The organism is Nocardia tengchongensis (genome assembly GCF_054781395.1).
The window spans coordinates 2035335-2061763 of the sequence record NZ_BAAGUM010000006.1 but is presented as its reverse complement, the minus strand read 5'-3'; the positions used below and the strand labels follow the sequence as shown (position 1 = coordinate 2061763).

Below are 26429 nucleotides of genomic sequence, written 5' to 3'. Positions count from 1 at the left end.
GCAAGACGTTCCCCACAGGCCGGACCGGGCGGGCCGGCGGCGGCCACTACCGTGGGGGCCGTGCCGCACGATTCATCGCACGCGCCCGAACCGGTCGCGCTGAGCCTGTCCGTCCCGCCCCGCCCGGCGCGCGGACTGACCGAGGACCTGGTCCGCCCGGTCACCGCCGACCCGGGTGCCGAAGTGCTGGACCTGGACCTCGACGACGAGGCGGTCTCGGAGTTCCTGGTGCGAATCGTGCACGGCGACAGCGGTTTCGTGGCCCGCGCCGCATCCGGTGAACGCGCGCTCGCGGGTGTCGCGGCGACCGTGGCCGCCCTCTGCGGCGAGGATATCCGCGCCGCGCTGGCCGCACCGGACCTCGCCTTTCTGACCGGACTGAAGCCGCCCGCGGTGGAGGCGTTCCGCGAGGTGCTGCTGGCCGTCGAGACCGCTGACGTCGCGGCCGTCACCACCGCCCTCACGGTCCTGAAGAGCTGAAACCGTCCCGCCGGGGGTGCGAAGTTACCCAGGAGTTGGCCAAAGCGGAGGGCGACCGCGCGTACGCAAGTAATGTCGTAATCGTGCCGCGCATCGCCTACTTCGGGCCGTCGGGAACCTTCACCGAGATGGCCCTCGCCAAACTCGAGTCCACCGGAGCCTTCGATGGACCGGTCGAACGTGTCCCGGCCCCGAGCCAGGGCGCGGCGGTCGAGCTGGTCCGGGCGGGCAAGGCGGCGGGTGCGGTGGTGCCGATCGAGAGTTCCGTGGAGGGGTCGATCGCCCCCACCCTGGACGCGCTCGCCGTCGGCCCGCGGCTGCAGATTCTCGCGGAGACCGATCTGGACGTGGCCTTCACGATCGTGGGCCGCCCCGGCATCGCGCTGGAGGAGGTGCGGCGCATCGCCGCCTATCCGGTGGCGGCCGCTCAGGTGCGCATGTGGCTGGCCGTGAACATGCCGCTGGCCGAGCTGTACACCTCGGCCTCCAATGCCGCCGCGGCCGAGGACGTGGTGGCCGGGCACGCCGAGGCCGCGGTCTCCACCGCGCTGGCGGGGGAGCGTCTGGGGCTGACCACCCTGGCCGACGGCGTCGCCGACGTCGAACACGCCGTCACCCGTTTCGTGCTGGTCGCGGCCCCGCAGCCGGCGCCGCCGCGCACCGGCGCGGACCGCACCTCGATCGTGCTGGAGCTGGCCAACGAGCCGGGTTCGCTGATGCGGGCGTTCGCCGAGTTCGCCACCCGCGGTATCGATCTCACCCGCATCGAGTCCCGGCCGACGCGCACCGGCATGGGCACCTACCGCTTCTATCTGGACTGTGTCGGGCACATCGACGACGCCGCCGTCGCCGAGGCGCTGAAGGCGTTGCACCGCACCGCGGCCCGGATTCGTTTCCTGGGTTCCTGGCCCGCCACGGCGACCGCCGGCACCCCGCCGCCGCCGGACGCGCCGGCCGCGGCCTGGCTGGCCGATCTGAAGAAGGGGGTGGCCGACCTGTGACCGGCAAACTCATCCTGGTTCGTCACGGGGAGACCGAGGGCAACGTCGGCAAGATTCTCGACACCCGGCTGCCCGGGCTGCCGCTCACCGAACGCGGTGTGGCGCAGGCCAAGAGCTTCGGCGCGAACCTGATCGTGCCGCCGCAGCGGCTGTTCTCTTCCGCCGCGTTGCGCGCCCGCCAGACCGGCGGCTACATCGAGTCCGCCACCGGTGTTGCGCTCGATGTGCTGGAGGATCTGCAGGAGGTGCAGCTGGGCGATCTGGAGGGCCAGACCAGCCGGGAAGCGCACTTGGAATTCCAGAAGGTCTATCACGCCTGGCATTTCGGTGATCTGAGCATCCGGGTCCCCGGCGGTGAATCCGGTGAGGACGTCCTCGCCCGCTACCTGCCCGCCTTGCGGCGACTACGCGACGACTACCTGACCCGGCCCGACGCGCAGGACGTCATCGTGGTCAGCCACGGCGCGGCCATGCGGCTGGTGTCGCGTGAACTGACCGGGGTGCCACGGCTTTTCGCGGCCAACAATCACCTGGACAATACCGAGACCATCGAATTGCAGCCGTTCGAGGACGATCGGTGGGAGTGCACCCGCTGGGGCCGCTATCCCGCGCCGTTCGCCGACGCCTTCGCGGGCGGCGGCGACGATCCGATGGGTTAGGACCCGAATTCCGTTCGCAGCGGCAGTGATTCGATCAGATCCCGGAGCGCGGTGCGCAGCCGGGCCGAGGTGCCGCTCGCGAAGGACGTCCACTTGGTCCCGTCCTCGGCGGTGGTGGTGATCGCCAGGAATCGGCCGTGGCGGGTGTTGTACACGGCGAGGTGATTGCCGGTCACCTCGCGCGTGCCGTCCGCGTACCGCACGCCGACGATCTCCGCGTGCGAATACACCTGGACCAGTGCCGACGCGATGGCCTGCGCGTCGCGCGCCGGATCGCACACCGCGGTCAGCCGTGCCGCCGTGGTGGCGGCGTCGCCCGCGTCGTCGAAGATCGGGACGAGATCTGCTGTGGGCGCGTGCATTCCGGACAGTTCCAGCGGTTCGGCGGGTCCGAGCGCGGCCAGTATGGTGCCCGGCAGATCGTGGCTCGCCTCGTCGAGGACGAAGGATTCGAGGCCGCGCAGCGCGACCACCTCGAAGTCGTCGCCCTTGGCCACGCAGAGTCGATTGACCTGGCCGTCGACGTACCAGCGCAGGGCCAGCACCCAGTGCGGCCGGTAGAGCACGCGCAGGCGTTCGGCCAGTTCCGGATGCACCCTGTAGCCCTGGCGCGCCCGATCACCGTCGAGCAGTTCGCGTTCGGCGAGGCCGGCGGCCGCGGCGGTCATTGCGGCGTCGTGATCGGCGGCATTGTCATAGCGGCCCATGATGTTCAGCACCACGGGCAGCTCGTCGATCCCCAATGTCTCCTGGAGATACTGCATTTCGTCGAGCGACAACGTGACCGCGCGCAGCAGTGACGGTCCCCGGTCCGCGCCGAGCACGGTCACCGGTTCGCCCCGGCGACGGAATCCATCTGGGCGGCATCCGCGTCGACCTGGTCCGCGCCGATGACCGCGGGCGCGACCACTCGGCCGTCCGCGAAAACCTCGACCGAGCGCCCGTAGTCGTGACCACGCCGTGTCTCGTCCTCGTCGCCGCCTTGCTGACCGAGCAGCGACCCGGTGCCGGCGGAACGGACCGGCGCGGTCGATGCCGGCGTGCCGACCACCCCCATCGGCTCGGCGACCGGCGCGGCCGGTCCCGGTGCGCCACCGGGGTTTCCGAGGCCACCGGGTCCGCCGAGCCCCGAGCTCCAGCCCGCGGGCAGGCGCAGGGTGCCCGCACCATTGCCGATATTCACCGATCCGCCGCCGGCGTAGGACACGGCCTGCGTGGTGCGCGCCGCCCCGCCCGCGCCTGCGGCACCCGCGCCGGGGAAACCGTCTGTCCCGAGCCCGGGAGACTGCGTCATCGCATTGGCGACAGCCGTAATGGCGCCGCTCGCAACGTTTCCCACACTCGTGACACCGTCGGTCGCCACGGTCCCCACGACCTGTGCGACTTGGGACAGCGCACTGGTGACGGCCGGATTCCGAGCCAGCGCGGCGGCCGCACCGAGCGCCGCCTGCACCGGATCATCGCAATCGGCGAAGGCGTCCCCACCGGCCGCGGCCGAGCCCGCGCCCATCGCGATCGGCGGCGGCATCAGGAACTGTCCCGGAGTGGCGACCATCAAACTGGTTGCGGCCTCGTAGGTTTCCATGACGAGCGCGGCCCGGATGTCGAGCGCCAGCTTGGCCGCTTCGGCGGCTTCGGCGCTGCCGTTGAGCGCGCCGCCGCTGGAGTAGGCGGCCACCCGCGCGGTCTCCACCAGCGCGATCTCCGGCAGGCTCGGCATGGCGATGGAGGCCACCGTGTAGGCGGTGGCATTGGCGTTCGCCTTCCCGGCCATGATGCCCGCCATCACGGACTGCTGTTCGGCCCAGACGGCGAATCCGCCGAGCCGGGCCAGCACGGTGAGCCCGTTCGAACCTTCGAGTCCGACCCCGATCTCGGCCATCACCCGGGCCACGGTGGTGGTGGCGTCCACCCAGGCGGCGGTGAGTCCGCTCCACGCGCCGCCCGCGGCCACGATCGGGATGGCGTGCGCGCCCGCGTCGAGGGTGACGGAGTTGATCTCGGCCATGCGGGGCAGCCAGCACACCCCGGTGATTCCCACTGTCATCGCGTGTCTCCCCTCACACCTGGATCGCGGCGATCCCGGCCGCCCGCATCGCGTCCTGGGCCAGGTACTGGGCCAGTTGGCTGCGCAGGGTGGCGGCGGCGTGGTGCAGTTCGAGAATGCCCTGGGCGACGGACCGATCGTGGGTCAGCGCCGCGGTATTGAAATGCGCGGCGGCCAGGAACGACACCTCTTCGGTGCCGGAGGGGAGCACGTGGGTGGCCGGCGCGGTCGCGGTCGCGGCGGCGGCCAGGCGTTCGGCGAGCAGGTCGAGTTCCATTGCGGCCGCGAGGATCACCTCGGGCTGCACGAGGACGTGGCCAACCATGATCGGGCTCCCCCTCTACGTCTTCTTCTCCCGGTTGTGAAGATTGGACGCAGCGGTTCGCGGATCGGTTCCCAGCTCCGCGAGTCAGCCCCATCCCAGCTGATGGAGTCGCTCGTCATCGATCCCGAAATAGTGCGCTATCTCGTGAATCACCGTGATGGCGACCTCTTCGACCACCTCTTCTTCGCTGTGGCACATGGCCAGGATGGCCTCGCGATAGATGGTGATGGTGTCGGGTAGCGCGCCGCCGTAGTGGCTGAAGTCCCGGTCGGTGAGGGCGATGCCGTGGTAGAGCCCGAGCAGGTGCGGGTCCTCGTCGCTGCGCGGCTCGATGAGAACCACCACATTGTCGATGGCCCGCGCCAGCTCGGGCGGGATCAGGTCGAGCGCGTCGCCGACCAGCTCCTCGAAGCGGTCGTCGGACATGGAGACGGACATGGCTGCGGCGATCTCCGAATTACCGCGGCTGGGGGATGACCGGCGGGACCGCGCCGGGCAGTGGCGGCGGGGTGTAGCGGCCGTTGTTGGGCGGCGGCACCGGCGCCTGGCCGTCGACCTGGATGTCGCCCTTGGCGGATCCGGTGATGGCGGCGAAGCCCTCCTGGTCGGCACCCTTGCCGACCAGGCAGTTGAGGCTGCGGCTGCCGGCCATCCAGCTGCGGGTGTCGAGCGCGTCCCAGAACAGGGTGAGGGTCTTGTTGCGCAGCGCGTCGGGGGAGCCGAGGTAGTCGGTGGCGTCCTTGGCGCACTGGTCTTCCATGAACTTGTCCTGATCGTCCTTGGAGGGCGGGCCGCCGGTGAAGTGGGTGGCCAGGTCCACCGTGGAGACGATCTCGAAGGCGTGCGGCTGGGCGCAGTCGACCGGGTCGGTGGGCAGGTTCGATTTGATGCCGATGCAGGTGCCGACGTCGTAGACCTTGGACTGGTTGATGTCGCGCACGCTGCCGGTGATCGGCTTGGTGGCCAGGCCCTGGCTGCCGGAGACCTGCAGGCCGCAGCGCAGCGTCCGCTCGCCCGCCTTCCAGCCCGCCTCACCCGGATTGATCAGGCCGACAACGAATTTGCCGCGCGGGTCGAGGCGCCCGCCGAGGTATTCCTGGGCGGCGCTGACGCAGTGCTCGTCGCGCAGTTCGGAGAAGCGCAGCGAGTCCGGGAAGCGGGACCCGGGCCCGAATTCCTTGCCCGGGTACTTGCTCAGGTCGATGTCGGCGGTCACCTCGAACAGGTGCTTGCCGCCGCACTCGACCTTGCTGAGGTCGCTGGCGTTGGACTTGGTCCAGGTCAGGCAGTCGCCTTCCTTGGCGGTGCCGAAGGCCGCGCCCGCGACCGCGCCGGTGGGCTGCGCGGCCCCCGGCGCGTGCGCCTTCACCCGGTTGGAGTCGAAGCCGTTCGAGACGAACATGGTGATGAGCACGGCCAGCGTGACGCCGCCCGCCATGGCCAGCAGCCCCCATCGCACCGTGGAAGCGGATAGCGGACCGTTCTTGTCCAGCTTGGCTTCCACGGCGCGGAAGGGCGTCAGCAAACCGTCCAGCGCCGTCGGCTTGCGACGGCGCGGCGGCTCGGAGCCCCGCGAGGACGGAGGCGCGGGCCACTGCGAAGGCGTCTTGTGCTCAGGCATCGCGGTCCATCATTGCAGCGCCACCCTGCCGGTGCCACGAACCACCGGCTTCGCACCCCGTGCGCCGCGCCGAACAAGATCAGGTCAACGTCACGACAAGATCAGGTCCGCCGCCTTCTCGCCGATCATGACCGCGGGGGCGTGGGTGTGGCCGCGGGTGATCACCGGCATCACCGACGTGTCGGCCACGCGCAGGCCTTCGATGCCGCGTACCCGCAGTTGCGGGTCCACCACGCTGGATTCGTCGCGGCTCATCGCGCAGGTGCCGACCGGGTGGTACAGCGTGTGCGAGTGGTCCTCGAGGCAGCGGCTCAGCACTTCGTCCATCGGGGTGTCGGACGGCACGGCGGGCTGCATGAGCTCACCGATGTGTTCCTTCAGCGCGGGCTGGCCGGCGATCTCGACGCAGGTGCGCAGGCCCGCGAGCAGGGCGGCTCGGTCGGCGGGTTCGGCGCAGTAGCGCGGGTTGATGCGCGGCGCGACGAACGGATCCGGCGAGATGATGGAGACGCTGCCGATGGATTCCGGCTTGAGCAGCACCGCGGCGAAGGTGAGCGCGTGTCCGTCCGGTTCGCCCAGGCCCTCGGCGATGTAGGGGGCGGGCGCGAAGATGAGTTCCAGGTCGGGCAGGTCGAGGTCCTCGCGGCTGCGGGTGAACCCGTACGCCTCGCCGATGTTGGAGGTGAGCTGGCCGCGCCGCAGCAGCAGGTAGTTGGCGAGTTCGAGCAGGTTCTTGTCCGCGCCGTAGAGGCTGCCGCCGGTGGTGCGGTACACGATGGGGGCCGCGAGGTGGTCGCGCAGGCCGCGCCCGACCTCGGGCAGGTGCCGCACCACAGGGATGCCGAATTCCTGCAGCCGGTCGCCGTCGCCGATGCCGGACAGTTCGAGCAGCTGCGGCGTGTTGATCGCGCCGCCGGACAGGATGACCTCGCGTTTGGCGCTGATCTGCTTGGTCTCGCCGCCGATCCGGAATTCCACGCCGATCGCGCGGGTGCCTTCGAACAGCACCCGGGTGGCGTGCGCGTCGGTGACGACGGTGATGTTGCGGCCCTGCTGACGGGCGGGCCGCAGGTAGGCGTCGGCGGTGCTCCAGCGCGCGCCACGCTTCTGGGTCACCATGGTCTGCGAGAACCCTTGCGGCCGATCGCCGTTGGCGCGTTCCACCGGATATCCGGCTTCGGCGGCGGCCTGCAGGTAGGTGCGGGTGAGGGCGCGCGGGCTGCGCTGGCGGGAGATGTGCAGCGGTCCGTTGCGGCCTTCGCCGGGTTCGGCGGCTTCCTCCACGGTCTCGATCCGCTGGAAGTAGGGCAGCACCTGCTCGAAGGACCATTCGGGTCCGGCGTAGCGGGACCATTCGTCGTAGTCGGCGGCGAAGCCGCGCACCCACATCATGGCGTTCATCGAGGAGGATCCGCCGAGCATCTTGCCGCGCGGCCAGTACACGCGCCGGTTGCTGAGTTCGGGTTGGGTCTCGGTGCGGTAGTTCCAGTCGTTGTCGCCTTGGAAGAGCTGGTTGAACGCGGCGGGGATGTGCGCGAATTTGTCGGTGTCCTCGCCGCCGGCCTCCAGGACCACGACGCTGACGCCGGGTCGCTCACTGAGTTTCGCGGCCAGTGCGGCCCCCGCCGATCCGGCTCCGACCACGACGAAATCGGCGGTGTGCGGGGTGTATTGGGGCATGGTGACTCCTCGGAAAGACCACGGCGGAGTCACTGCCGGACTCCTGCCGTCCCATCGGGTCAACCCTATGGCGGAAATCACCCGGTCGTGGGGTGGATGAATTGATCGGACCTACACGAAAACCGGTAGCGCCCTCCCACTAGGCTGAACAGCCATGATCGACCTTCGATTCCTGCGGGAAAACCCGGATGTGGTCCGTGCGTCGCAGCGTGCTCGCGGTGAGGACCCGTCCCTGGTGGATACCCTGCTCGAGGCGGATGCCGCCCGTCGCGCCGCGGTGGCGACGGCCGACAATCTGCGTGCCGAGCAGAAGGCCTTGGGCAAGAAGGTCGGCAAGGCTTCCCCGGAGGAGCGTCCGGCGCTGCTACAGGGCGGTCAGGAGTTGTCGGCGAAGGTGAAGGAGGCGGAGGCGGCGGAGAACGCCGCGGACGCCGATCTCGACGCCGCGCAGCGCGCCCTGTCGAATGTGGTGCAGGAGGGTGCGCCCGCCGGCGGCGAGGACGATTACATCGTGCTCGAGACCGTGGGAACCCCGCGTGAGTTCGATTTCGAGCCGAAGGACCACCTGGATCTGGGTGAGTCGCTGGGTGTGATCGACATGGAGCGCGGCGCGAAGGTGTCGGGTTCGCGGTTCTACTTCCTCACCGGGTACGGCGCGCTGCTGCAGCTGGGCCTGCTGCAGCTGGCCGCGCAGAAGGCGACCGCCAACGGTTTCACCATGATGATCCCGCCGGTGCTGGTGCGCCCGGAGATCATGCAGGGAACCGGCTTCCTGGGGCAGCACGCCGCCGAGGTCTACCACCTGGAGGACGACGACCTGTACCTGGTCGGTACCTCGGAGGTGCCGCTGGCGGGTTATCACTCGGGCGAGATCCTGGATCTGAGCGCGGGTCCGAAGCGCTATGCCGGCTGGTCGTCGTGCTTCCGTCGGGAGGCGGGCAGCTACGGCAAGGACACCCGCGGCATCATCCGCGTGCACCAGTTCGACAAGGTGGAGATGTTCGTCTACACCACCCCCGAGCAGGCCGACGCCGAGCACCAGCGCCTGCTGGCGTGGGAGCGGGAGATGCTGGCCGCGATCGAGGTGCCCTACCGGGTCATCGATGTGGCGGCAGGTGACCTGGGCAGCTCGGCGGCCCGCAAATTCGATTGCGAGGCTTGGGTTCCCACCCAGCAGACCTACCGCGAACTGACCTCGACCTCGAATTGCACAACGTTCCAGGCCCGTCGCCTGAATGTCCGGTATCGGGACGAGAACGGTAAGCCGCAGATCGCCGCCACGCTGAATGGCACATTGGCGACAACTCGGTGGATTGTCGCGCTGCTGGAAAACCATCAGCAATCCGACGGTTCGGTGCGAGTGCCCGCTGCGCTGGTGCCTTTCGTCGGCACCGAGGTTTTGGAGCCCCGCTGAGTATTCGCTACTCGGCGTGGCTTATTCCGCCGGATGTGTCTACCGCTGGCTGGGCTTGTGGCTAGGCTGGGCAGCGTGCGAGGAATCGGGTCTCGCGGCGATACCCGAACCCGGGTCCGGGCGGCATCGGCGCTGGCGACGGCAATGGTCATGGCTCGGACCACCGGGGCGTTCTACGTCATGGGTGGCTTGCTGGGTTTGGCCCTGACCGCCGTCGCTCCGGGTGATGAGGGTAATCGGCCGCTGGTGGGCGCGGCGGCGTTCGTGGCGCTGCTGCTGGGTATCAGTCTGCTCATCTGGGGTCCGCGGCTGCCGCATTCGGTGCATCACGCCTACGTGGCGACCGCGACGGTGCTGGTGACCGTTGCGGTGCATTGGTTTCCGAACACGGTCGGCGCGATCAGTCTGGCCGCGTTCTATGTCTTCGTGGCCTGTGACGCCGCGATCTTCTTCTCCTGGCGCTGGCTGGGCGGGCATCTTGCGTTCGCCATCGCCTGCTGCCTGTGGGTGGTGCCGTCGCGCGGGCTGCCGTGGTGGTCGGGCATCATTCCGGCGGGCATCACCTTCGGAATCGGCATCGTGGTCGGCATTTTGACGCGCATGGCGTCGGACGCCGACATCGACGTGCTGACCGGTCTGCTGAATCGCCGCGGTTTCGACCGCGCGCTGAGCAATGCCATCGCGCACGCCACCCGTACCGGTCAGGGTCTGGCCCTGGTGCTGGTGGACCTGGATCGCTTCCAGAAGATCAACGACCATCTGGGTCACCGGGCCGGTGACGCCGTGCTGCAGCGGGTGGCCGACACCTGGTCGAAACTGCTTGCGCCGGATCAGCGTCTGGCCCGTTACGGCGGTGACGCGTTCGCGCTGCTGCTGCCCGGCACCACCGAGCAGGCCGCGATCCTGTTGACCGAGGAGCTGCGCGCCGCCGTCACCACCGGTTGTTCGGCGGGTGTGACGTCGTGGCAGCCGGGTGAGTCCGGGTCGCTGCTGGTGTCGCGCGCGGATGTGGGCCTGTATCGGGCGAAGCAGGCGGGCCGTAATCGCACGGTGCTGGAGTCGTCGCGGCAGTTGCCGTTGGCGGTGGAGCTGCGTGAGGCGATCGACCGGGGCACCTTGGACGTGCAGTATCAGCCGATCGTGAGTCTCTCCGACGGCGACACTCGCGCGGTCGGTGTGGAAGCCTTGCTGCGCTGGTCTTCTCATGCGCAGCCGGAGGTCACCACGGAGGGCCTGATCCGGGTCGCCGAGGAATACGACCTGATCTCCGATCTGGACGAGCTGGTGTTGCGCCGCGCCTGCGCCGACGCCGCCCGCCTGCAGGAGACGTTCGCTCAGCTCGACCTGACCTTGAATGTCAATGTGAGCGGCCTGGAGTTGGCCGAGACCGAGTACGCCGCCCGGGTTTCCGGCATTCTCGAGGAAACCGGCTGGCCCGCTGAGCAACTCGTGCTCGAGGTGACCGAGAGCGAGCTGGCCGCCGAATCCGAGACCGCGATCGCGAACCTGCACCGGCTGCGCGAGTTCGGCGTCCGGATCGCCATCGACGATTTCGGCACCGGCTACTCGTCGCTGAGCCGCCTGGCCACGCTGCCGTCGGACATCCTCAAGGTGGACCAGTCCTTCGTGGCGTCCATCCGCTCCGATTCCCCCGCCCCGCCGCTGTTGGGCGTGATCGCGGCCCTGAGCAAGTCCCTCGACCTGCAGGTGATCGCCGAGGGCGTGGAAACCGAATACCAGGCCGCGGTCCTCACCGAGCTCGGTTTCGCCCTCGCCCAGGGCTACCACTACAACGACTCACACCCGGTCACCGAGCTCATCAACGACCTCAACGACCGCCCCGGCCTGGTCGGCGCGTCGGTGTCGGAGGGCGAGCCTTCCAACAACGGCTGGATCCCGCTCGATAATCCGGTTGACGGTGGTACGCCCGGCGCGCAGAGTTGATCGCATGCGGATGCTGATCTACGCCTGTTGATTCGTCCTTCGTAGTGCTCTGCCCAGGGTTCGCACCGAGCGTGCGGGCTCGACTCGCGGGTTCACCCTTCGTGCGGTCCTGTTCGCGTTCACCGCGGACCTGATCCCGCTCTACGCCATCTACGCCCTGCTGTTCGCCGACCACGGTCTGAACGCCGCGCAGATCTCTTCGCTGTTCGCGATCTGGTCGGCCACCGCGTTCCTGCTGGAGATCCCCTCCGGAGCCTGGGCCGACACTGTTTCGCGACGTGGCCTGCTGGTGCTGTCCGGCGCGCTCCTCGCGGCGGGCTTCGCGGTCTGGACTCTGTACCCGTCCTACCTGGGTTTCGCGGCCGGTTTCGTGCTCTGGGGTACATCCGGCGCACTCCGATCGGGCACCTTCGAGGCGCTGATCTACGACGACCTGCGCGCTCGCGAGGCGACCGCGGAATACCCGCGCCTGATGGGCTATGTCCGTGCCGCCACCGAAGCGGCCGCGCTGGCAGGCATTCTCGCGGCAGCTCCGCTGTATGCCTGGGGCGCTTATGCCTTGGTCGCCTGGTCCAGCGTCGCGATCGCCGCTGTGCACACCCTGACCGCGGCCGCGCTGCCGAGCGCGCCGAAGTCGGTGTCCACGACCGAGATCGACGATCTGGAGGACCCCGCCGACCCGGCATCCGACCCGCCCGACCCGGATTCGACACCGCGCGGCTACCTGACCATGCTGCGCACCGGCTTGCGAGAAGCATTGCGCGTCAGGCTGATCCGTCGCGGCGTAATCCTCATTGCCCTGCTGAACGGCATCACCGCCTTCGACGAGTACTTCTCGCTGCTCGCCGACCACGCCGGTGCCGGCCCCTCGCTCGCCGCGGTCCTGGTGGGCGTCACGGTCGCAGGCTCCCTGGCCAGCGCGATGCTGGTCGGCCGCACCGAGCGAATGTCCGCCCGCGTCATGGCGTCGGCCCTGACCGTGGCCGGTGTCCTGTTCATCGCCGGTGCCCTGGTGGCCGGCTCGGCCGCAACTCACCCGACCGCCCTGTATGTCCTGACCGCCGTGGGCTTTTCCGCCCTGGGCATCGCCTACGGCATCGACTACAACGCCGACGTTATCGCCTCGGCCCGCCTCCAGGACGCCATCACCGGCCCGGCCCGCGCCACGGTGACCTCGGTCGCCGGATTCCTGACCGAGGTGATCGCCCTGCTGGTCTTCGCATTCGCGGCAGTCGCCACCACCTGGCTCCCCTTACCGTTCATGATCGCCGCGCTGGGTATCCCCCTCCTCCTGGCCGCCGCCCTGACCCCGACCTGGCTTCCGCTCCAGTCCCACACCAGATCTCTTGCGGCCGAGCACGACTAGCCCCTGGAATTCGGGGCCCGCGAGGGTGCGGGTTCCAGGGTCATTTCGAAATGGAAGCGATTAACTTTCTGGGGGCGGCGGTCGAGAGGTCCGGCCGCACGCTCGATCGAAGGGTTTCTCGCATGCGCACTCTCATTGCGGCGGTTGGCATTGCCACGGCACTGACTGTCGGAGCCGGCCAGGCGGGGGCCGCGCCGCTCCCGCTCATCGACGCTCCGGCCGCCCCGGTCGCGGCGTCCGGCTCGTCCACGGGCTCGACCTTCCCGATCACGACCGGTTCGGCCGGGCTGGACGCGGCCCTCAATATCGCCGGCACCATCGCGTGCGCGATTATGATCCCCGACTGCTTCCACCGGACGACGAACGACGTGAGCTAGTCGTCCGGGGAGGCCCGGCGGTTGCGTTTGGTGACGCCGCGCCGCTTCTTCGCGGCGATGCGGCGTTCCTTGGCTCCGCGCGAGGGTTTGGTGGCGCGGCGGACGGGTGGCGGGGCGGCAGCGGCGTCACGCAGTAATGAGGCCAGGCGTTCGCGGGCGGCCGCGCGGTTCTGCAGCTGTGCGCGTTGCTCCGATGCGCTGATCGTGAGCACCCCGTTGACCAGGCGGGTGGCCAGCCGGTCGAGCATCCGGGTGCGCAGCCCCTCCGGTACCGAGGGCGAGTTGGCGAGGTCGAACGACAGTTCCACCCGGCTGTCGGTGGTGTTGACGTGCTGCCCTCCCGGACCGGACGACCGTGAGAACCGCTCGCGTAACTCGGACGCGGGTATCACCAGCCCCCGAGTCACGGTCAGGTCCTCCGCCATGATCCGAAGCCGCACTTTCCGATTCCGCGAGCCGACTAGCCCCCTCTTCCCGGACCCTACCAGTGGCGTGATCGGTACTCGGTCGCCTGCATCCGGGCGCGCATCGAATCCGAGAACCGGGCCGCCGCGCTCACGATCCGGCCGGTCGGTCGCGTACGCGCACGATGAGAGCAGAATCGGGCGGTGGCGATGCGTCGGTGGGTGGGGTTGGGGTTCGGGGGTTCCATCGGCGCGGCCGTGGCTGTGCAGGCGCGGATCAACGGTGAGCTGGGGCATCGGCTGGGGGACGGGATCGCCGCTGCGACCATCAGTTTCGGTAGTGGGCTGTTGATCCTGGCCGTGGTCTTCGCGGGCAGCGGGCGTTTGCGCGCGGGTGTCGGGAAGGTCCGGGAAGCGTTGCACAGCGGGGAGTTGCGCTGGTGGCAGCTGCTGGGCGGGCTATCGGGCGCGTATTTCGTTGCGTGTCAGGGGCTTACGGTGGCGACCATCGGGGTCACGGCGTTCACGGTGGCCACGGTGGCCGGGCAGCTGGCGAGCAGCTTGGTGGTGGATCGGCTGGGCTGGGGTCCGGGTGGGCCGACGCCCGTGACGGCTCTGCGGGTCGGCGCCGCGCTGCTCGGTCTGGTCGCGGTCCTGCTCGCGGTGGTCGGCAGGAGCGGTACGGATTCCGGCTCGTACTCCGCGGCTTCGGTGCTCCTGGTGGTCCTGCCCCTGATCGCGGGCGTGCTGGTGGCGTGGCAGCAGGCGGTGAACGGCCGGGTGGGTGCGGTCGGCGGACCGCTGTCGGCCACGCTGGCGAATTTCGCGACGGGCACGGCGGCCCTGGTCGTCATCGAGACGGTGGTGCTGGTCCGGCGCGGTGGCCTGCACACGCCGCCCACCGAGCCTTGGTTGTATCTGGGTGGCCTGATCGGGATTTCGTTCGTCGCGCTGGCCGTGGCCGTGGTGCGCTGGATCGGCGTGCTGCTGCTGGGGCTCAGCTCGGTGGCCGGGCAGCTGCTCGCATCGGTGGTGCTGGATGTGGTCGCGCCGACCGGTCTCGGTATCTCGGCCCTGGCTGTCGCGGGCTGTGCGCTGACCTTCGTGGCGGTGGCGATCGCCGCCAGATCCCGTGTGTGACACGGGTATTCGTGGATCGAAGATCGCGGCCGGTACCGGGTACCGGCCGCGATCACCGGATCAGACCAGTTTCTTCGAGCGCAGCTCGTGGCCCTTGGAGGTCTTGCAACGCCCCGATTCCAGGTCCCACTGCCACCCGTGCAGGTTGCAGGTCAGCGTATTGCCTTCCACCACACCGAATTTCGACAGGTCCGCCTTGAGGTGCGGGCAGCGCCGCTGGACTTCCCAGCCGTCGAGTTCGGTGGAGGCGGTGTCGTCGTGCGCTTCGGAGAACCAGCCGTCGGCGTAGGCGATGCGCTCGTCGGTGAGGCATTTGAAGAAGGTGTAGAGGAATTCGTTGTATCCGCCGATGCGCCAGGTGGTGAAGCGCGTGGACAGGAAGATGGTGTTGACCCAGTCGGGTTCGTCGTCGCGCAGTACGGTGCGGACCAGCTGCGGGGGGATGCGGAATCCGTAGCGGTACTTGCCTTCTCCCTCGATGGGCAGGCGCACTTCGCGTTTGGGGAAGTCGAGGACGACGGTTTCGTCGCCCATGACCAGTCCGACGGGGTAGCCGATGCCGTCGCAGATGAGGTCGCTCTGCTTCATGATCGGCTCGAACTTGGCCTTCAGCGCGGGCAGCAGCGGTTCGCCTTCGGCCGGCGCCCAGGTGGCTTTCTCTGCGGCCAGCACCGGTGCCAGGCGCTGCGCCATGTCCTCGATGTAGGCGGCCTTGTCGCCGTAGATGGTGTCCGGGTCGACGGGGTGGGTGAGCGAAGTGAGTTCCTTGCCACGCACATCCGCGGTGGAGCCGGGGATGAGGAGCAGTCCGCCCTCGTTGCCGTGGATCTTCATCTGATCCAGGAAGGTGATCTGGTCGGGGAAGATGTTGCCTTCGTCGCCGCGATCGTCGTTGAGGTAGCGCAGTTCGTCGTCGAGGAAGACGGGCGGTCCGGCGGACGGGACGACCCAGGTGGCGCCGACCTGTTCGATGTAGGAGCGGGCGCGGTCCATGCCGCGCTGCCGCTTCTGCTTGCCGAAGTTGGCCTTGGTCTTGGCCGGGATGTCGTACACCATCGGGTACCAGATGGCCCCGGAGTACTGCAGCAGGTGGATGTCCACGTGCCCGAAGGCGTCGTGCAGCACGTCCATGTCGACGGGTCGCGCGTCGTTCATGTTGAAGCAGACGGTTTCCCCGTCGGCGACGACGAGCGCGGAGTCGCCGATCGGTCCGTCGGCGGGCGCGCGCAGCGCGATGATCATGATGTCGAGGTCGCCGCCGGGACCGGTGACAGTGGTCTTGACCGAATCCTCGGTCTCCACGAACTTGGTGAACCCGAGCGCCTCCAGCTCACGCTTGAGGTCCGGCACCGGGTAGTCGGGGAGCAGGACGGTGGTGTCCTTGTTGATCTTGTCCGCGAGCAGCTTGGCGTCCCAGTGATCGCGGTGCAGATGCGATACGTAGAGGAAATCGCAGTTGCCGAGCTCGTCCCAGTCCAATTGGGTGTTGTCGGGGAACGGGAACCATGATCCGAAGTAGGCCGGATTGACCCACGGATCGCAGAGGATCGTTCCGGCCGCGGTTCGGATGTGGAATCCGGCGTGTCCGACGCTGGTGATCTGCACGAGCTTCATTCCTCCCTGACCGTTACCAGCCACCCACAGTACTGGCTGGCCGGAGGCGTCACCGATGCAGCAACCCTCATCTTCCAGTGTCGGGAAGTCACAGCAATTGCGCCGTTGTTACCTGCATCACTGGATGCCACGCGAGCAGCGACTACGCTAGCGGAACTGTGGAACCCGTCTACTACCCGATCATCGGGCTGGCCCGCACCGTTTTCGCGCTGCAGGGTCTGAAGTTCGCCATCAAGGGCGACGAGAACATTCCGGCATCCGGTGGTGCGGTGATCGCGATCAACCACACCGGGTACATGGACTTCACCTACGCGGGACTGCCCGCCCGGACCACGAAGCGCTATGTCCGTTTCATGGCGAAGAAGGAAGTCTTCGACAACGCCGTCACCGGCCCGATCATGCGTGCTCTCAAGCACATTCCGGTGGACCGGTCCGCGGGCGCGGATTCCTATCACGAGGCTGTCGCCCGGCTGAAGGCCGGCGAGTTGGTCGGCGTCTACCCCGAGGCCACCATCAGCCGCAGCTTCGAGCTGAAGGACTTCAAGTCCGGCGCGGCCCGCATGGCCCTGGAGGCCGGCGTCCCGATCATCCCGATCGTCATCTGGGGCGCGCAGCGCGTCTGGACGAAGGGCCACCCGAAGCGTCTGGGCCGCACCAACACCCCCATCTCCATCGCGGTGGGCAAGCCGATCCAGCCTTTCGAGCCCGCCTCGGCCCTCACCGACCAGCTCAAGGCCACCATGTCGGACATGCTGCTGGACCTGCAGAAGGACTACACCCACGAGGCGGGCGCCTACTGGGTCCCGTCCCGCCTGGGCGGCGGCGCCCCCACCCTCGAGGAAGCCAACGAGATGGACCGCGACGAGGCCGAGCAGAAGGCCGCTCGCCGCTCGCAGCCGACCGCCGACTAGAGCGAACCGCCTAGCTCGGGTCCGACCCGCGCACGGCCGACAGCCAGGTGGCCGTGGCCGCCGCCACGATGGTGGCGGCCACGAACGCCCCCACCCCACCCCCCGCCACATAAACCCAGAGCAACCCCGCGAACGGCCCCACCACCGCGCCCTGCGCATCCAACAGCACCCTCCGCCCCACCCCGGTCCGCCCGATCGCCTCCGGATCCGCCCGCTCCGGATTATCGATCAGCCGCCCAACCGGCTCCGAATCCCGAACTCGCCCAGCCGGATACATCCGTCGCCCATCAACAGACACTGTGCGCCCGCCAGTTTCGGCCGTTGTCGGCGTAAGCGTCACCAGCGCCGGATCGAAATACACCGGCAGCCACCAATTCTTCCCCTCGGCGGCGAACTCCAGCCACGACCGACTCTCCAACCGATGCTGCTGCCGCACCCGCCGCACCGCGACTTGCCGCTCATCGCTCCCACCCCGCAGCCCTGCCGGCAGAACCCCGAGCGCAACCGCGAACCGAAACCCGGTGTACCCGAGGATGATCGCAGCCACCGTCCCCAACATGGCCACCTGCTCCGGATCAGCGAACGGGACCCAGGCGATGGTGATCGCCAGGGTCCCGATCGTCACGAGCGCCGGATAGGCCAGGGGATGGCCCATCCGGGAATTCACTTCAGGAAGCCGATTTTGGTGTAGTCGAGGCTGGCCAGACCGGCCGCACCGTAGTTGGCGACATTGGCGCGAACAGCAACGTTGCCGGGCGACTGCATGAGCGGCAGGGAATGGCCCTCCGCGAAGACTGCCTTGTCGACCTGGTTGGCCAGTTCGATGGCCTTTTCCGGGTCGAGCTCGGAGACGGTCTTCTCGATCAGGTCGTTGAGTTCGGGCGAGCCGATGCGGCCGTAATTGCCCTGCACATCCTTGGCGTCCGGGTGGTAACCCCAGATCTGGTCGATGCTGCCGAGCGGGAACAGGTCGCCGATCCAACTCCAGTGCGCCATATCGAAATCACCGGGCTGGATGACCTTGGTGAAGTAATCCTGACCAGGCTTGGTTTCGATGTTCATCTTCACGCCGATCGAGGCAAGGTTCTGCTGCATGATCTGTGCCATCTGCACCCAGGTGTCGGCGTTGTACATCACATCGCGGATCTCGAGCTTCTTGCCGTCCTTCTCGCGGGTGCCGCCGCCGGCCGGCACCTTCCATCCCAGGTCGTCGAGTTCCTTGGCGGCCTCGGTCGGATCGAAGGCCGGAGCGTTGTCCTGGTAGCCCTTCTGTCCCGCCATGTAGATGTGGTTGTTGAGCGGCTTGGGGTCGATCACCAGACCGGTCTGGATGGCGGTGGCGATGCCCTGCCGGTCGATGGCCTTGCCGATCGCCACGCGCAGCTTGGGGTCGGCGAAGATCGAACCGGGCGCACCGTTGAAGGTGATGTGCGACCACGAGTTACCGGGTGCGCGGCGAATGACAACGCCCGGAGTGTTCTCCGCGGTCTTGCGATCGTCGCGGGAGCCGATACCGACCACGTCGATCTCGTTGTTCTGCAGGGCCGGCATGGTTGCCTGATCGTTCAGCACGCTGAACGTGATGGTGTCCAGCTTGGGAGTGTCACCCCACCATTTCGGGTTGTGGCCCAACACGATGCGGCCCTGACCGCGATCGGTGGACTGGACGATGAACGGTCCCGCGGTCGCGCCGATGGCGTCCACGAAGCCCTTGTTGAAGGACTCCGGCGTGCCGGTCACGGACTTGGGGTAGAGGAAGGAGTTGCCCGCGAACTGCCCTCTCCACTCGGCAAAGTGCTTGTTGAAGGTAAGGATGGCCTGCCGGTCGTCGGTCCCGCGCTCCACCTTCTCGACCCGGTCCCAGCCCGAGTTGTTGGCGATCAGGAATTCCTTGTTGCGACCGCTGAGCGCATTGGCCTGAGCGGCGATGTCCTCCCAGGTGATCGCTGATCCGTCGGACCAGATCGCCTTCGGGTTGATCGTGTAGGTGACCTGCTGCGGGTTGGTGTTCGTCAGCTGGACATCGGTGAAGTAATTCGTGTCGATCGAAAGGTTGCCCGACGCATCGGATTTGAAGGCGCGCGGCATCATGGACCGCTCGACGCCCATGATCTCGGCGTCATTGCCGTCGATGTTCAGCGTGTTCCAGTTCGCGGGATACGCCGACATGGACAGCCGCAGGTTGCCGCCGTCCTTGAGATCCGCGACATCGTGCGGATTGATATCGCTGGTGGTGCCGAGCTCGGCCTTCCCCTGCGCGGTGTTGTCGTCGCTGCCACCGCATCCGGTCACCACCAGGGCCACCGCGACCAGTGGGACCGCGAGCTTCGTTCCGATCGAGCGAATCCTCACCGGTTGCTCCTTCCGTTGGAGTTCTGCTGGAACAATCTCCGCCCCTATCCCGTAACGGTCGGGACGGGAACGGCGTCGATGAGGGCGCGGGTGTACTCGTGCCGCGGATCGCTGAAGACCTGTTCGGCCGCACCATATTCGACGAGCTGACCGCGGTACATGACGGCAATGTCGTGGGCAAGATTGCGTACCACCGACAGATCGTGGGAGACGAACAAGTACGACAGCCCGCGTTCGGCTTGCAAGTCGCGCAACAGATTCAGCACCCCGGCCTGAATCGACACGTCCAGCGACGACACCGGCTCGTCGAGGACCAGGATCTCCGGGTCCAAGGCGAGGGCCCGCGCGATATTGATGCGTTGCTTCTGCCCGCCGGAGAAGTCGGCGGGATACCGGTCCGCGTGTTCGGGGCGCAGGCCCACGAGGTTCAGCAGTTCCTTGACGCGGCGCTGGATTTCGTCCTGTGGGCGTCCGTTGATCCGCAACGGCTCGGCGAGCGCGTCGGAGATCGGGAGCCGGGGATCCAGGGAGGCCGACGGATCCTGGAAGACGATCTGCAGCTTGCGCCGGATTTCCTTGCGCCGAGCCTTGGTGAGGGTGGCGACATCGCTGCCGAGGACCTCGATGCGGCCGCTCTCCGGTGCGATGAGGTCCATGATCTGGGTCAGCGTCGTCGACTTCCCGGAGCCGGACTCGCCGACCAAGGCCAGCGTGCGCCCCGACTTGATCTCGAAGCTGACGCCGTCCACCGCCTTCACCTCGCCGGTGCGGCGTTTGAAGACCACGCCGGAGGTGAGCGGGAACGTCTTCTTCAGGTCCGAAACCCGCAGCACCACGTGCTCATCGGTGGAGACCGAGGCTTCGGCGGGCGGGACCTCGCGGCGGTACGCCGCGAACAGATCCGCGGTGCCGACCTCGGCGACCCGGATGCAGGCTGCGCGATGTCCGGGCTCGGTGTCCTGCAGGGGAGGCTCGGCCGCCTGGCAGTCCTCCACCGCGACCGGGCAGCGCGGCGCGAAGGGGCAGCCGGGCGGCAGTGCGTGCATGGCCGGCGGTGCGCCGACGATGGGTACCAGCGGCATCCGTGCCGGACCGTCCAGCCGGGGGATGGACCCCAGCAGGCCCACCGTGTACGGCATCCGCGGCGCGTTGAAAAGATCTGCGGTGCGCGCGGTTTCGATGATCCGGCCCGCGTACATGACCGCCACGCGATCGGCGAGGGTGGCCGCGATACCCATGTCGTGGGTGATGAAAACGACGCCCGCACCGGTGATGTCGCGCGCCTTGCGCAGCAGATTCAGGATCTGCTTCTGCACCGTGACGTCGAGCGCGGTGGTCGGCTCGTCGCAGATGATGAGCTCGGGATCATTGGCGATCGCGATGGCGATCACCACGCGTTGGCGCATGCCGCCAGAGAATTCGTGCGGGAAAGCCTTGGCGCGCAGTGCTGCATCGGGGATGCCGACCAGGTCCAGCAGTTCCACCGCCTTCTCAGCGGCCTCATGCTTGCTCATCTTGCTGTGCGCCAGTAGTGCTTCGGCGATCTGGTCGCCGACCCGGTACACCGGCGTCAAGGCCGAGAGCGGGTCCTGGAAGACCATGGAGATCTTGCTGCCGCGCAGCGTGGACAGCTGCCGGTCACCCATGCCGAGCAGTTCCTGTCCGCGCAGCCGGATGGACCCCTGTACCCGGGCCTGATCCGGGAGCAGCCCCATGACCGCCAGCGAGGAAACCGATTTGCCGGAACCGGATTCACCGACGATCGCCAGGACCTCGCCGTCCTGCACGGTGTAGTTCACTCCGCGCACCGCGTCGACGCGGCCTTCTTCACTCGGGAAGCTGACCCGCAGATCGGAGACCTCGAGCAGCGGTGCGGTGGTGGTCCGGTTCGTCATGTCGGTCATGCCGCGGCCTTTCCGGCGGATTTCTTACCGGCGGCCCGGTCCTGGCGGCGCGATCGTGCACGCACTGCGTTCGGGTCGAAAGCGTCACGCAGCCCGTCACCGACCAGGTTCGTGCACAACACGGTCAGCACCAGGAACCCACCCGCGAACAGGAACAGCCATGGATAGGTGAGCGCCGATTTGGTGCCCGAGGCGATCAGCGTGCCCAACGAGACATCCGGTGGCTGCACACCGAATCCCAGGTAGCTCAGACCGGTTTCGCCCATGATCGCCGCACCCACCGCGAGGGCGGTGTCGATGATCAGAAAGGACGCGACGTTCGGGATGATGTGGGAGGTGATGACCGTCCAGGTGGACGCGCCCATATAACGTGCGGCTCTGACGAATTCACGCTCACGCAGGCTCAACGTGAGTCCCCGCACGATGCGTGCGCTGATCATCCAGCCGAATCCGCCGAGCAGCAGGATGAGCAGCACGACGCTGTTACTGCCCTTCGCGCGTGGTGCGAAGAGCGCGACGATGATGAAACTGGGGATGACCAGCAGCAGGTCCACCACCCACATGATCGCCATATCGGTCCAGCCGCCCAGCAATCCGGCCACCGATCCGGCGAAGGCCGCCATCAGGGCGGCCATGAAGGCCACCGCGAAACCGATGATCAGTGACTTCTGCAGGCCGCGCAGGGTCTGGGCGAGAACGTCCTGGCCGATCTGGTTGGTGCCGAAAGGATGTCGGGAGCTGGGCGGCTTGAGCAGCGCTGTGTAATCGAGTTGCTGATAGTCGTATTTCAGGAACGGTGGCAGTGCGAAGACGAGGATCAGCATCAGAAGCAGGATCGTCAATGCGATGACGGCCGGTTTGTTGCGCAGAAAGCGCCTCGCCACCAGCTTGCGGCGGCCGGCGGCCATCGGCTCGGGCGCGCCCTGGCTGATGAGTTCGGTTTCGGTCATGACGCACGCACCCTGGGGTCGAGAATGGCGGTGACGATGTCGGACAGCAGCCCGGACAGCAGGATCACCAGCGCGACGAACCCGGTAATGGTGACCACGGGGTACAGGTCCTGGGCGGTGATCGAGTCCACCAGCCACTCGCCGACGCCGTGCCACCCGAAGATCTTCTCTACGAAGGCCGCGCCGGTGATGAGCCCGCCGAAGCTGTACGCGAACAGCGTCGCCATGGGGATGAGTGCCGTTCGCAGGCCGTGCTTGTACAACGCCCGGGAGCGGGTGAGGCCCTTCGCTCGCGCGGTCCGGATGAAGTCGTTCTGAAGTACGTCGAGCATGGCCGCGCGCTGATAGCGGCTGTACGAGGCGGCCGCGGTGAGGATCAGGGCGCCCGTGGGAACGATCATGTGCTGGAAACGGTCGACGAACTGATTCCAGCTGCCGTGCACCGCGTTCGCCGAGGTCTCGCCGGTGTAGTAGAAGATCTGCTGACCGGTGACCGTATTGATCTCGTACGCACCGTATTTCAACAATGTCGCGAGCAGGAACACCGGTGTGCTGATGATCAACAGCGAAAGTACCGTGGTCAGATAGTCGCTCACCTTGTACTGCCGGATCGCCCCGGCTGCACCGATCAGCACGCCCAGGATCGTGCCGATGATCGAGCCGACGAGGACGAGTCGCAGACTGACCCCGATGCGCCGCGGCAGTTCCTGGTTCACCGGTTGTCCGGCCAGCGTATTACCGAAGTCGCCGTGCGTGACGATGCCGCCGACCCACTCCACGTAGCGCTGCGGGATCGGCACATCCAGCTTCAGTTCTTCGCGTTTCGCGTCGATCACCGACTGCGGCGGCCGTGGGTTGCGATGCTCGAGGCTGTCGAGCGGGCGAAAGGTCAGTGACGCGAGCCCGAACGCCAGGAACGACGCCAGCACCAGCAGCACGACATAGTTCAGCGCACGTCGCAGCAGAAAACCGGCCATCATTCCCTTTCGGGGTCGAGTTCTGCCCCAGATCATAAGGAGTGGAGTGCGGAAACGCGGGGTACGGACCGCGGACGCCCCGGCAATCCGTGTGTTAACCGGTCCGGCCAGGGGTGATGGCGGAAAGGTCTCGTTTGTACGGCATCGTCCGTAATCCACGGGCGCACGGGTCGCGGCTCGAGGCAGGATGGAGTAGGTGACGCTCTTTCACCTGCCCAAACCCAAGATGGTCGCCTCCGACGTGGATGGCACGCTCATCGACCACCGTGAGCAGGTGAGCGCCCGCACCAAGGCCGCTATCAATGCGCTCATCGCGGACGGGGTGCCGTTCGTGCTCGCCACCGGCCGGCCGCCGCGCTGGATCGATCCGGTGGTGGACGGGCTCGGTTACGCGCCGCTGTGCGTGTGCGGCAACGGTGCGGTGATCTACGACAGCGCCAACGATCGCGTCCTGGACAGCCGCACCCTCGACATCGAAACCCTCACCTGGGCCGCCGATCTGGCCGAGCACCTGCTGCCCGGCTGCGGTCTGGCCGCCGAACGCGTCGGCGCCACCGCCCACGACGCCGCGACCCCCCAGTTCGTGAGCTCCCCCGAATACGAGCACGCCTGGCTCAACCCCGACGACACCCAGGTGTCCCGCGCCGAGGTCATCTCCGCCCCCGCGATCAAGATGCTGATCCGCCTCCCCGGCACCTCCAGCAACGACATGCGCACCGTCCTGGAACCCCACCTCGCCGGCCGCGCCGACCTCACCTATTCCACCGACAACGGCCTGATCGAACTCTCGGCCCCCGGCGTCACCAAGGCCACCGGCCTCGCCGTCATAGCCCAGCGTCTCGGCGTCCAGCACTCCTCCCTCATCGCCTTCGGTGACATGCCGAACGACGTCCCGATGCTCCTGATGGCGGGCCACGGCGTAGCCATGGCAAACGCCCACCCGGAAGCCATCGCCGCCGCCGACGAGGTCGCACCCTCGAACACCGACGACGGCGTGGCCCGCACCTTGGAGCGCTGGTGGTCCTGACCTAGTTGGGGGTCACCGCGGGAATGGGTTTGATGGGGTCCTGTACCGCGCCATAGTTCTTCAGCACGGTTGTCACGATTCCGGTTAGCTTGTCGAAAATCAGTGCGCCGTTTTGGAAGTCGGTACGGATGCCGTTCGAGACCGGGTATTCGTTGCTGGTTGGCAGTCCGAGAATGCCTGCGCCCGAACCCAATTGCAGGAACCGTTCCAGAATCTTCCCGACCACCGAAACGATTCGACCGGTGGAATTGGCGTACACGAAGCCATTGGTGAATTCGCCGTACTGGCCGCCGTCGGCGAGTGCGATCGGTACCGCTTTCGGTTGTCCCAGTGGGCCTGTCGCGCCGCCCTGTTCGTTCCAGTAGCGGGCGACCGGGCTGCGGTCGAGCATGCCGAGGATCCGCTGGGTGAGGTCGGCGAGTGCGGCCAGGTCCGCCTCGCTGGAGTTGGGTGCGGGTGGCGCCGGGGCCGCCTGGACCTGCGGGTTCGCTCCGGCGTTCTGGCCGGGGTGGGTGCGGTTCGGGGTGGTCGGGGCGACCGTGTCGGTGCCGCCGGCCGTGTCGGCGGCGATCTGGCGGATCTTGTCCATAAGGGCGTAGGCGGCGTCACCGGGGCAGGTGGTGTTGCCGACGTCGCGGTGCGCGAAGATGTTCGGCAGTTTGACCGCCTGTCCGAGAGCGTATTTCGTGTAATCGCTGCCCTCGGAGTACATGGTGGTCGAGCCCTGCGGGTCGAAGCCCGCCAGCTTGGCGCGCCACCCGATGAACTTGCCGATCGCCTGGATGGACACGTCGGTCGGGTCGTCTTCCTCGTAGTCGCCCATCAGCGCGACCCCGGCGGTATCGATATTGAACCCGCCCGCGTGCGCGCCCTCGACCGGACGGTCCAGGCCGCCGTAGCGTCCTTCGAAGATCTGCCCGTACTTGTCGACCAGCGCGTTGTAGCCGATGTCGCACCAGCCCAGCGTCTTCGCGTGATACGAGTAGATGGCGCGCACGATGCCCGCGGACTCGGCCTTGGTGTAGTCGTTGCGGCCCGCGGTGTGGTGCACGGTGATCGCGGAGACACCGTCGTCATAGGTGGGTTCCTCGCAGCGCAGCGATTCGTCGGCGCCCCACTGGGCCCGAGAGATCACCTTCGGCCCGCCGCCGGGCAGCGGCGCGGCCACCGAGGTGAGGTTCTCGTCGATGCTGCCGCGGCCCGGATCGATCAGCACCGCGGCCAGTTTCTCCAGGTTGATCTGCGCGGGATCGGCCGAACTGTCGTCCAGCGGAGTGGGTTCGGCGGGCGCGGACACGGCCTTCGCCTTGGGCGTCACCAGCATCTGCACGGTCTTGGTATTGCCGACGTAGATGGGTTCGGTGCCGTTGCGTTTACCCGGCTTGGACTTGTCCTTGCCCGATTCGGCCTCGGCGTCGTACCAGGGTCCCCAGGTGCCGTCGGGGCGCTGGGCGCGAATCTTGGTGGTGGCTTTGAGAGCATCCGTCGCGGTGACCGCGACCATGCTGAACGGGGTGTCGCGGGTGAGCTCCTTGACCTGCGCGCCGACCTTGTCGACCAGGTCGGTGGGCACCGCGCCGGGGGAGAGGGCGGGGGTGCGTAGGTCGCCGGTGAGGCCGGGCACCGGGTGTGGACCGGGCGCGGCCGGGTTGTCGGCGGTGGGGATCGGTGCCGGGGCGGGCGCGGCGGCGGGTGTTTCACCGCCGGGCGCGGGAACCAGTGGGGCAGCGCGGGTTTCGGCGTTCGGTGCGGCCGGGATCTCGGGCCCCGGTTCGGCGATGAAGCCGGGTGTCCCGGCCGGCTTGACGGCGCCCGGGACGGGGTTGGCGTTGGGGAGTGAGCCCGGCACGGTCGGGCGGGCGGAGCGCGGCGCGGTGGCCGGTCCGGGCCCGACGGGCTGCTGCGGGGAGTTGTTCAGCTTGGGGAGGGGGATCTCGGTGGGTAGCGGCACGCCCGGGATGAGATTCTGCGGAATCTGAATCGAGCTGGGCAGCGGCAACATCCGGAGATCGGACAGGCGTAGGTCGGGCAGGTTGAGCCCGGTCAGCTCGTGGAGCGGCAGCACGATGTCGGGCGCCGAGGCCAGGGCGACTTCGGCTATTTGCGCAGGTATAGCTGCCAATTCGCTTTGATCCGCGTTCCGGACATCCCGGGTATCACTCAGCGCGAGGACGCCGACGGGCACGGTCAGCGCGAGGGCGGTCACTACCGGGAGCGTGTAGGCATGTTTCGGTCT

General features: G+C 67.9%; 24 protein-coding genes. 10 read left to right on the top strand and 14 right to left on the bottom strand.

What is annotated here, in order from left to right:
- The first annotated feature begins 60 nt into the window (after window positions 1-60).
- The 3 genes from ACYVKL_RS20550 (at window position 61) to ACYVKL_RS20540 (ending at window position 2140) form a co-directional block, all read left to right on the top strand.
- A complete protein-coding gene (locus ACYVKL_RS20550; protein WP_379165355.1) occupies window positions 61-480 on the top strand; it encodes a hypothetical protein in 420 nt (139 codons plus the stop codon).
- A gap of 83 nt (window positions 481-563) precedes the next feature.
- A complete protein-coding gene (gene pheA / locus ACYVKL_RS20545; RefSeq protein ID WP_379165354.1) occupies window positions 564-1481 on the top strand; it encodes a prephenate dehydratase in 918 nt (305 codons plus the stop codon).
- Window positions 1478-2140 carry a histidine phosphatase family protein gene (locus ACYVKL_RS20540; protein ID WP_213558724.1) on the top strand — a complete coding sequence of 221 codons (663 nt, stop codon included), beginning with the start codon at window positions 1478-1480 and terminating at the stop codon, window positions 2138-2140. Before pheA ends, ACYVKL_RS20540 begins: the two co-directional genes overlap by 4 nt.
- On the opposite strand, the gene ACYVKL_RS20535 is transcribed toward ACYVKL_RS20540, so the two are convergent.
- The 6 genes from ACYVKL_RS20535 to ACYVKL_RS20510 form a co-directional block, all read right to left on the bottom strand.
- Window positions 2137-2970, bottom strand: a complete 834-nt coding sequence (locus tag ACYVKL_RS20535) for an ESX secretion-associated protein EspG (protein WP_379165353.1) — start codon at window positions 2968-2970, stop codon at window positions 2137-2139. The genes ACYVKL_RS20540 and ACYVKL_RS20535 overlap by 4 nt on opposite strands.
- Window positions 2967-4187 carry a PPE domain-containing protein gene (locus tag ACYVKL_RS20530; RefSeq protein ID WP_379165352.1) on the bottom strand — a complete coding sequence of 407 codons (1221 nt, stop codon included), beginning with the start codon at window positions 4185-4187 and terminating at the stop codon, window positions 2967-2969. The genes ACYVKL_RS20535 and ACYVKL_RS20530 overlap by 4 nt, the downstream gene beginning before the upstream one ends.
- 13 nt (window positions 4188-4200) lie before the next feature.
- Window positions 4201-4512 (bottom strand): PE family protein, encoded by a 312-nt coding sequence (locus ACYVKL_RS20525; RefSeq protein ID WP_379165351.1) that lies wholly within the window; start codon window positions 4510-4512, stop codon window positions 4201-4203.
- Between the two features lie 84 nt (window positions 4513-4596).
- Window positions 4597-4950, bottom strand: coding sequence for a metallopeptidase family protein (locus tag ACYVKL_RS20520; protein ID WP_379165350.1), 354 nt, complete (start codon window positions 4948-4950; stop codon window positions 4597-4599).
- Window positions 4951-4969: 19 nt separating this feature from the next.
- Entirely contained in the window at window positions 4970-6133 is a 1164-nt protein-coding gene (locus tag ACYVKL_RS20515) for a septum formation family protein (protein ID WP_379165349.1), read from the bottom strand.
- Between the two features lie 90 nt (window positions 6134-6223).
- A complete protein-coding gene (locus ACYVKL_RS20510; protein WP_379165348.1) occupies window positions 6224-7813 on the bottom strand; it encodes a GMC family oxidoreductase in 1590 nt (529 codons plus the stop codon).
- Window positions 7814-7967: 154 nt separating this feature from the next.
- Here ACYVKL_RS20510 and serS point away from each other — a divergent pair, with 154 nt between their 5' ends.
- From serS to ACYVKL_RS20490, 4 genes are all read left to right on the top strand, one after another.
- Window positions 7968-9227: a serine--tRNA ligase gene (gene serS / locus ACYVKL_RS20505; protein ID WP_379165347.1), complete on the top strand. Its 1260-nt coding sequence runs from the start codon at window positions 7968-7970 to the stop codon at window positions 9225-9227.
- 150 nt (window positions 9228-9377) lie between these two features.
- Window positions 9378-11171, top strand: a complete 1794-nt coding sequence (locus ACYVKL_RS20500) for a putative bifunctional diguanylate cyclase/phosphodiesterase (protein WP_379165346.1) — start codon at window positions 9378-9380, stop codon at window positions 11169-11171.
- Between the two features lie 49 nt (window positions 11172-11220).
- Window positions 11221-12537, top strand: a complete 1317-nt coding sequence (locus ACYVKL_RS20495; protein ID WP_379165803.1) for an MFS transporter — start codon at window positions 11221-11223, stop codon at window positions 12535-12537.
- A 122-nt stretch (window positions 12538-12659) separates the two neighbouring features.
- Complete coding sequence (locus ACYVKL_RS20490) at window positions 12660-12914, top strand: hypothetical protein (RefSeq protein WP_379165345.1); 255 nt, start codon at window positions 12660-12662, stop codon at window positions 12912-12914.
- Here ACYVKL_RS20490 and arfB read toward each other — a convergent pair.
- Window positions 12911-13339, bottom strand: a complete 429-nt coding sequence (arfB, locus tag ACYVKL_RS20485; protein ID WP_379165344.1) for an alternative ribosome rescue aminoacyl-tRNA hydrolase ArfB — start codon at window positions 13337-13339, stop codon at window positions 12911-12913. The genes ACYVKL_RS20490 and arfB overlap by 4 nt on opposite strands.
- A 189-nt stretch (window positions 13340-13528) precedes the next feature.
- Here arfB and ACYVKL_RS20480 point away from each other — a divergent pair, with 189 nt between their 5' ends.
- Window positions 13529-14458: a DMT family transporter gene (locus ACYVKL_RS20480; protein WP_379165802.1), complete on the top strand. Its 930-nt coding sequence runs from the start codon at window positions 13529-13531 to the stop codon at window positions 14456-14458.
- Window positions 14459-14518: 60 nt separating this feature from the next.
- Here ACYVKL_RS20480 and ACYVKL_RS20475 read toward each other — a convergent pair whose 3' ends face one another.
- On the bottom strand, window positions 14519-16063 hold the full coding sequence (locus ACYVKL_RS20475) for a Rieske 2Fe-2S domain-containing protein (RefSeq protein WP_379165801.1): 1545 nt from the start codon (window positions 16061-16063) through the stop codon (window positions 14519-14521).
- 167 nt (window positions 16064-16230) lie between these two features.
- Between ACYVKL_RS20475 and ACYVKL_RS20470 the strand changes: the two genes are divergently transcribed.
- Window positions 16231-16983: a lysophospholipid acyltransferase family protein gene (locus ACYVKL_RS20470; protein ID WP_379165343.1), complete on the top strand. Its 753-nt coding sequence runs from the start codon at window positions 16231-16233 to the stop codon at window positions 16981-16983.
- Between the two features lie 10 nt (window positions 16984-16993).
- Here the strand turns inward: ACYVKL_RS20470 and ACYVKL_RS20465 are convergent, their stop codons facing one another.
- Genes ACYVKL_RS20465 through ACYVKL_RS20445 form a run of 5 tightly spaced genes read right to left on the bottom strand, consistent with a single transcriptional unit; the run spans window position 16994 to window position 23166 of the window.
- Entirely contained in the window at window positions 16994-17638 is a 645-nt protein-coding gene (locus ACYVKL_RS20465; RefSeq protein ID WP_379165342.1) for a hypothetical protein, read from the bottom strand.
- A gap of 8 nt (window positions 17639-17646) precedes the next feature.
- Complete coding sequence (locus ACYVKL_RS20460; RefSeq protein WP_379165341.1) at window positions 17647-19335, bottom strand: ABC transporter family substrate-binding protein; 1689 nt, start codon at window positions 19333-19335, stop codon at window positions 17647-17649.
- 44 nt (window positions 19336-19379) lie between these two features.
- On the bottom strand, window positions 19380-21239 hold the full coding sequence (locus ACYVKL_RS20455) for a dipeptide ABC transporter ATP-binding protein (protein ID WP_379165340.1): 1860 nt from the start codon (window positions 21237-21239) through the stop codon (window positions 19380-19382).
- Window positions 21236-22189 (bottom strand): ABC transporter permease, encoded by a 954-nt coding sequence (locus tag ACYVKL_RS20450; RefSeq protein ID WP_379165339.1) that lies wholly within the window; start codon window positions 22187-22189, stop codon window positions 21236-21238. Before ACYVKL_RS20450 ends, ACYVKL_RS20455 begins: the two co-directional genes overlap by 4 nt.
- Window positions 22186-23166 (bottom strand): ABC transporter permease, encoded by a 981-nt coding sequence (locus ACYVKL_RS20445; protein WP_379165338.1) that lies wholly within the window; start codon window positions 23164-23166, stop codon window positions 22186-22188. Before ACYVKL_RS20445 ends, ACYVKL_RS20450 begins: the two co-directional genes overlap by 4 nt.
- Before the next feature lie 226 nt (window positions 23167-23392).
- On the opposite strand from ACYVKL_RS20445, the gene ACYVKL_RS20440 reads away from it, so the two are divergent.
- Entirely contained in the window at window positions 23393-24193 is an 801-nt protein-coding gene (locus tag ACYVKL_RS20440; RefSeq protein ID WP_379165800.1) for an HAD family hydrolase, read from the top strand.
- A 1-nt stretch (window position 24194) separates the two neighbouring features.
- On the opposite strand, the gene ACYVKL_RS20435 is transcribed toward ACYVKL_RS20440, so the two are convergent.
- Window positions 24195-26399, bottom strand: coding sequence for an N-acetylmuramoyl-L-alanine amidase (locus ACYVKL_RS20435; protein ID WP_379165337.1), 2205 nt, complete (start codon window positions 26397-26399; stop codon window positions 24195-24197).
- Window positions 26400-26429: the final 30 nt, after the last annotated feature.

Excerpts from the sequence above, each read along its gene's own strand:
- ACYVKL_RS20455 (WP_379165340.1), bottom strand. The coding sequence starts at position 21,239 with ATGACCGACATGACGAACCGGACCACCACCGCACCGCTGCTCGAGGTC.
- ACYVKL_RS20480 (WP_379165802.1), top strand. The coding sequence starts at position 13,529 with ATGCGTCGGTGGGTGGGGTTGGGGTTCGGGGGTTCCATCGGCGCGGCC.
- ACYVKL_RS20465 (WP_379165342.1), bottom strand. The coding sequence starts at position 17,638 with ATGGGCCATCCCCTGGCCTATCCGGCGCTCGTGACGATCGGGACCCTG.
- ACYVKL_RS20525 (WP_379165351.1), bottom strand. The coding sequence starts at position 4,512 with ATGGTTGGCCACGTCCTCGTGCAGCCCGAGGTGATCCTCGCGGCCGCA.
- ACYVKL_RS20450 (WP_379165339.1), bottom strand. The coding sequence starts at position 22,189 with ATGACCGAAACCGAACTCATCAGCCAGGGCGCGCCCGAGCCGATGGCC.
- ACYVKL_RS20530 (WP_379165352.1), bottom strand. The coding sequence starts at position 4,187 with ATGACAGTGGGAATCACCGGGGTGTGCTGGCTGCCCCGCATGGCCGAG.
- ACYVKL_RS20445 (WP_379165338.1), bottom strand. The coding sequence starts at position 23,166 with ATGGCCGGTTTTCTGCTGCGACGTGCGCTGAACTATGTCGTGCTGCTG.
- ACYVKL_RS20490 (WP_379165345.1), top strand. The coding sequence starts at position 12,660 with ATGCGCACTCTCATTGCGGCGGTTGGCATTGCCACGGCACTGACTGTC.
- arfB (WP_379165344.1), bottom strand. The coding sequence starts at position 13,339 with ATGGCGGAGGACCTGACCGTGACTCGGGGGCTGGTGATACCCGCGTCC.
- ACYVKL_RS20440 (WP_379165800.1), top strand. The coding sequence starts at position 23,393 with ATGGTCGCCTCCGACGTGGATGGCACGCTCATCGACCACCGTGAGCAG.
- ACYVKL_RS20510 (WP_379165348.1), bottom strand. The coding sequence starts at position 7,813 with ATGCCCCAATACACCCCGCACACCGCCGATTTCGTCGTGGTCGGAGCC.
- ACYVKL_RS20520 (WP_379165350.1), bottom strand. The coding sequence starts at position 4,950 with ATGTCCGTCTCCATGTCCGACGACCGCTTCGAGGAGCTGGTCGGCGAC.
- ACYVKL_RS20515 (WP_379165349.1), bottom strand. The coding sequence starts at position 6,133 with ATGCCTGAGCACAAGACGCCTTCGCAGTGGCCCGCGCCTCCGTCCTCG.
- ACYVKL_RS20500 (WP_379165346.1), top strand. The coding sequence starts at position 9,378 with ATGGCTCGGACCACCGGGGCGTTCTACGTCATGGGTGGCTTGCTGGGT.
- serS (WP_379165347.1), top strand. The coding sequence starts at position 7,968 with ATGATCGACCTTCGATTCCTGCGGGAAAACCCGGATGTGGTCCGTGCG.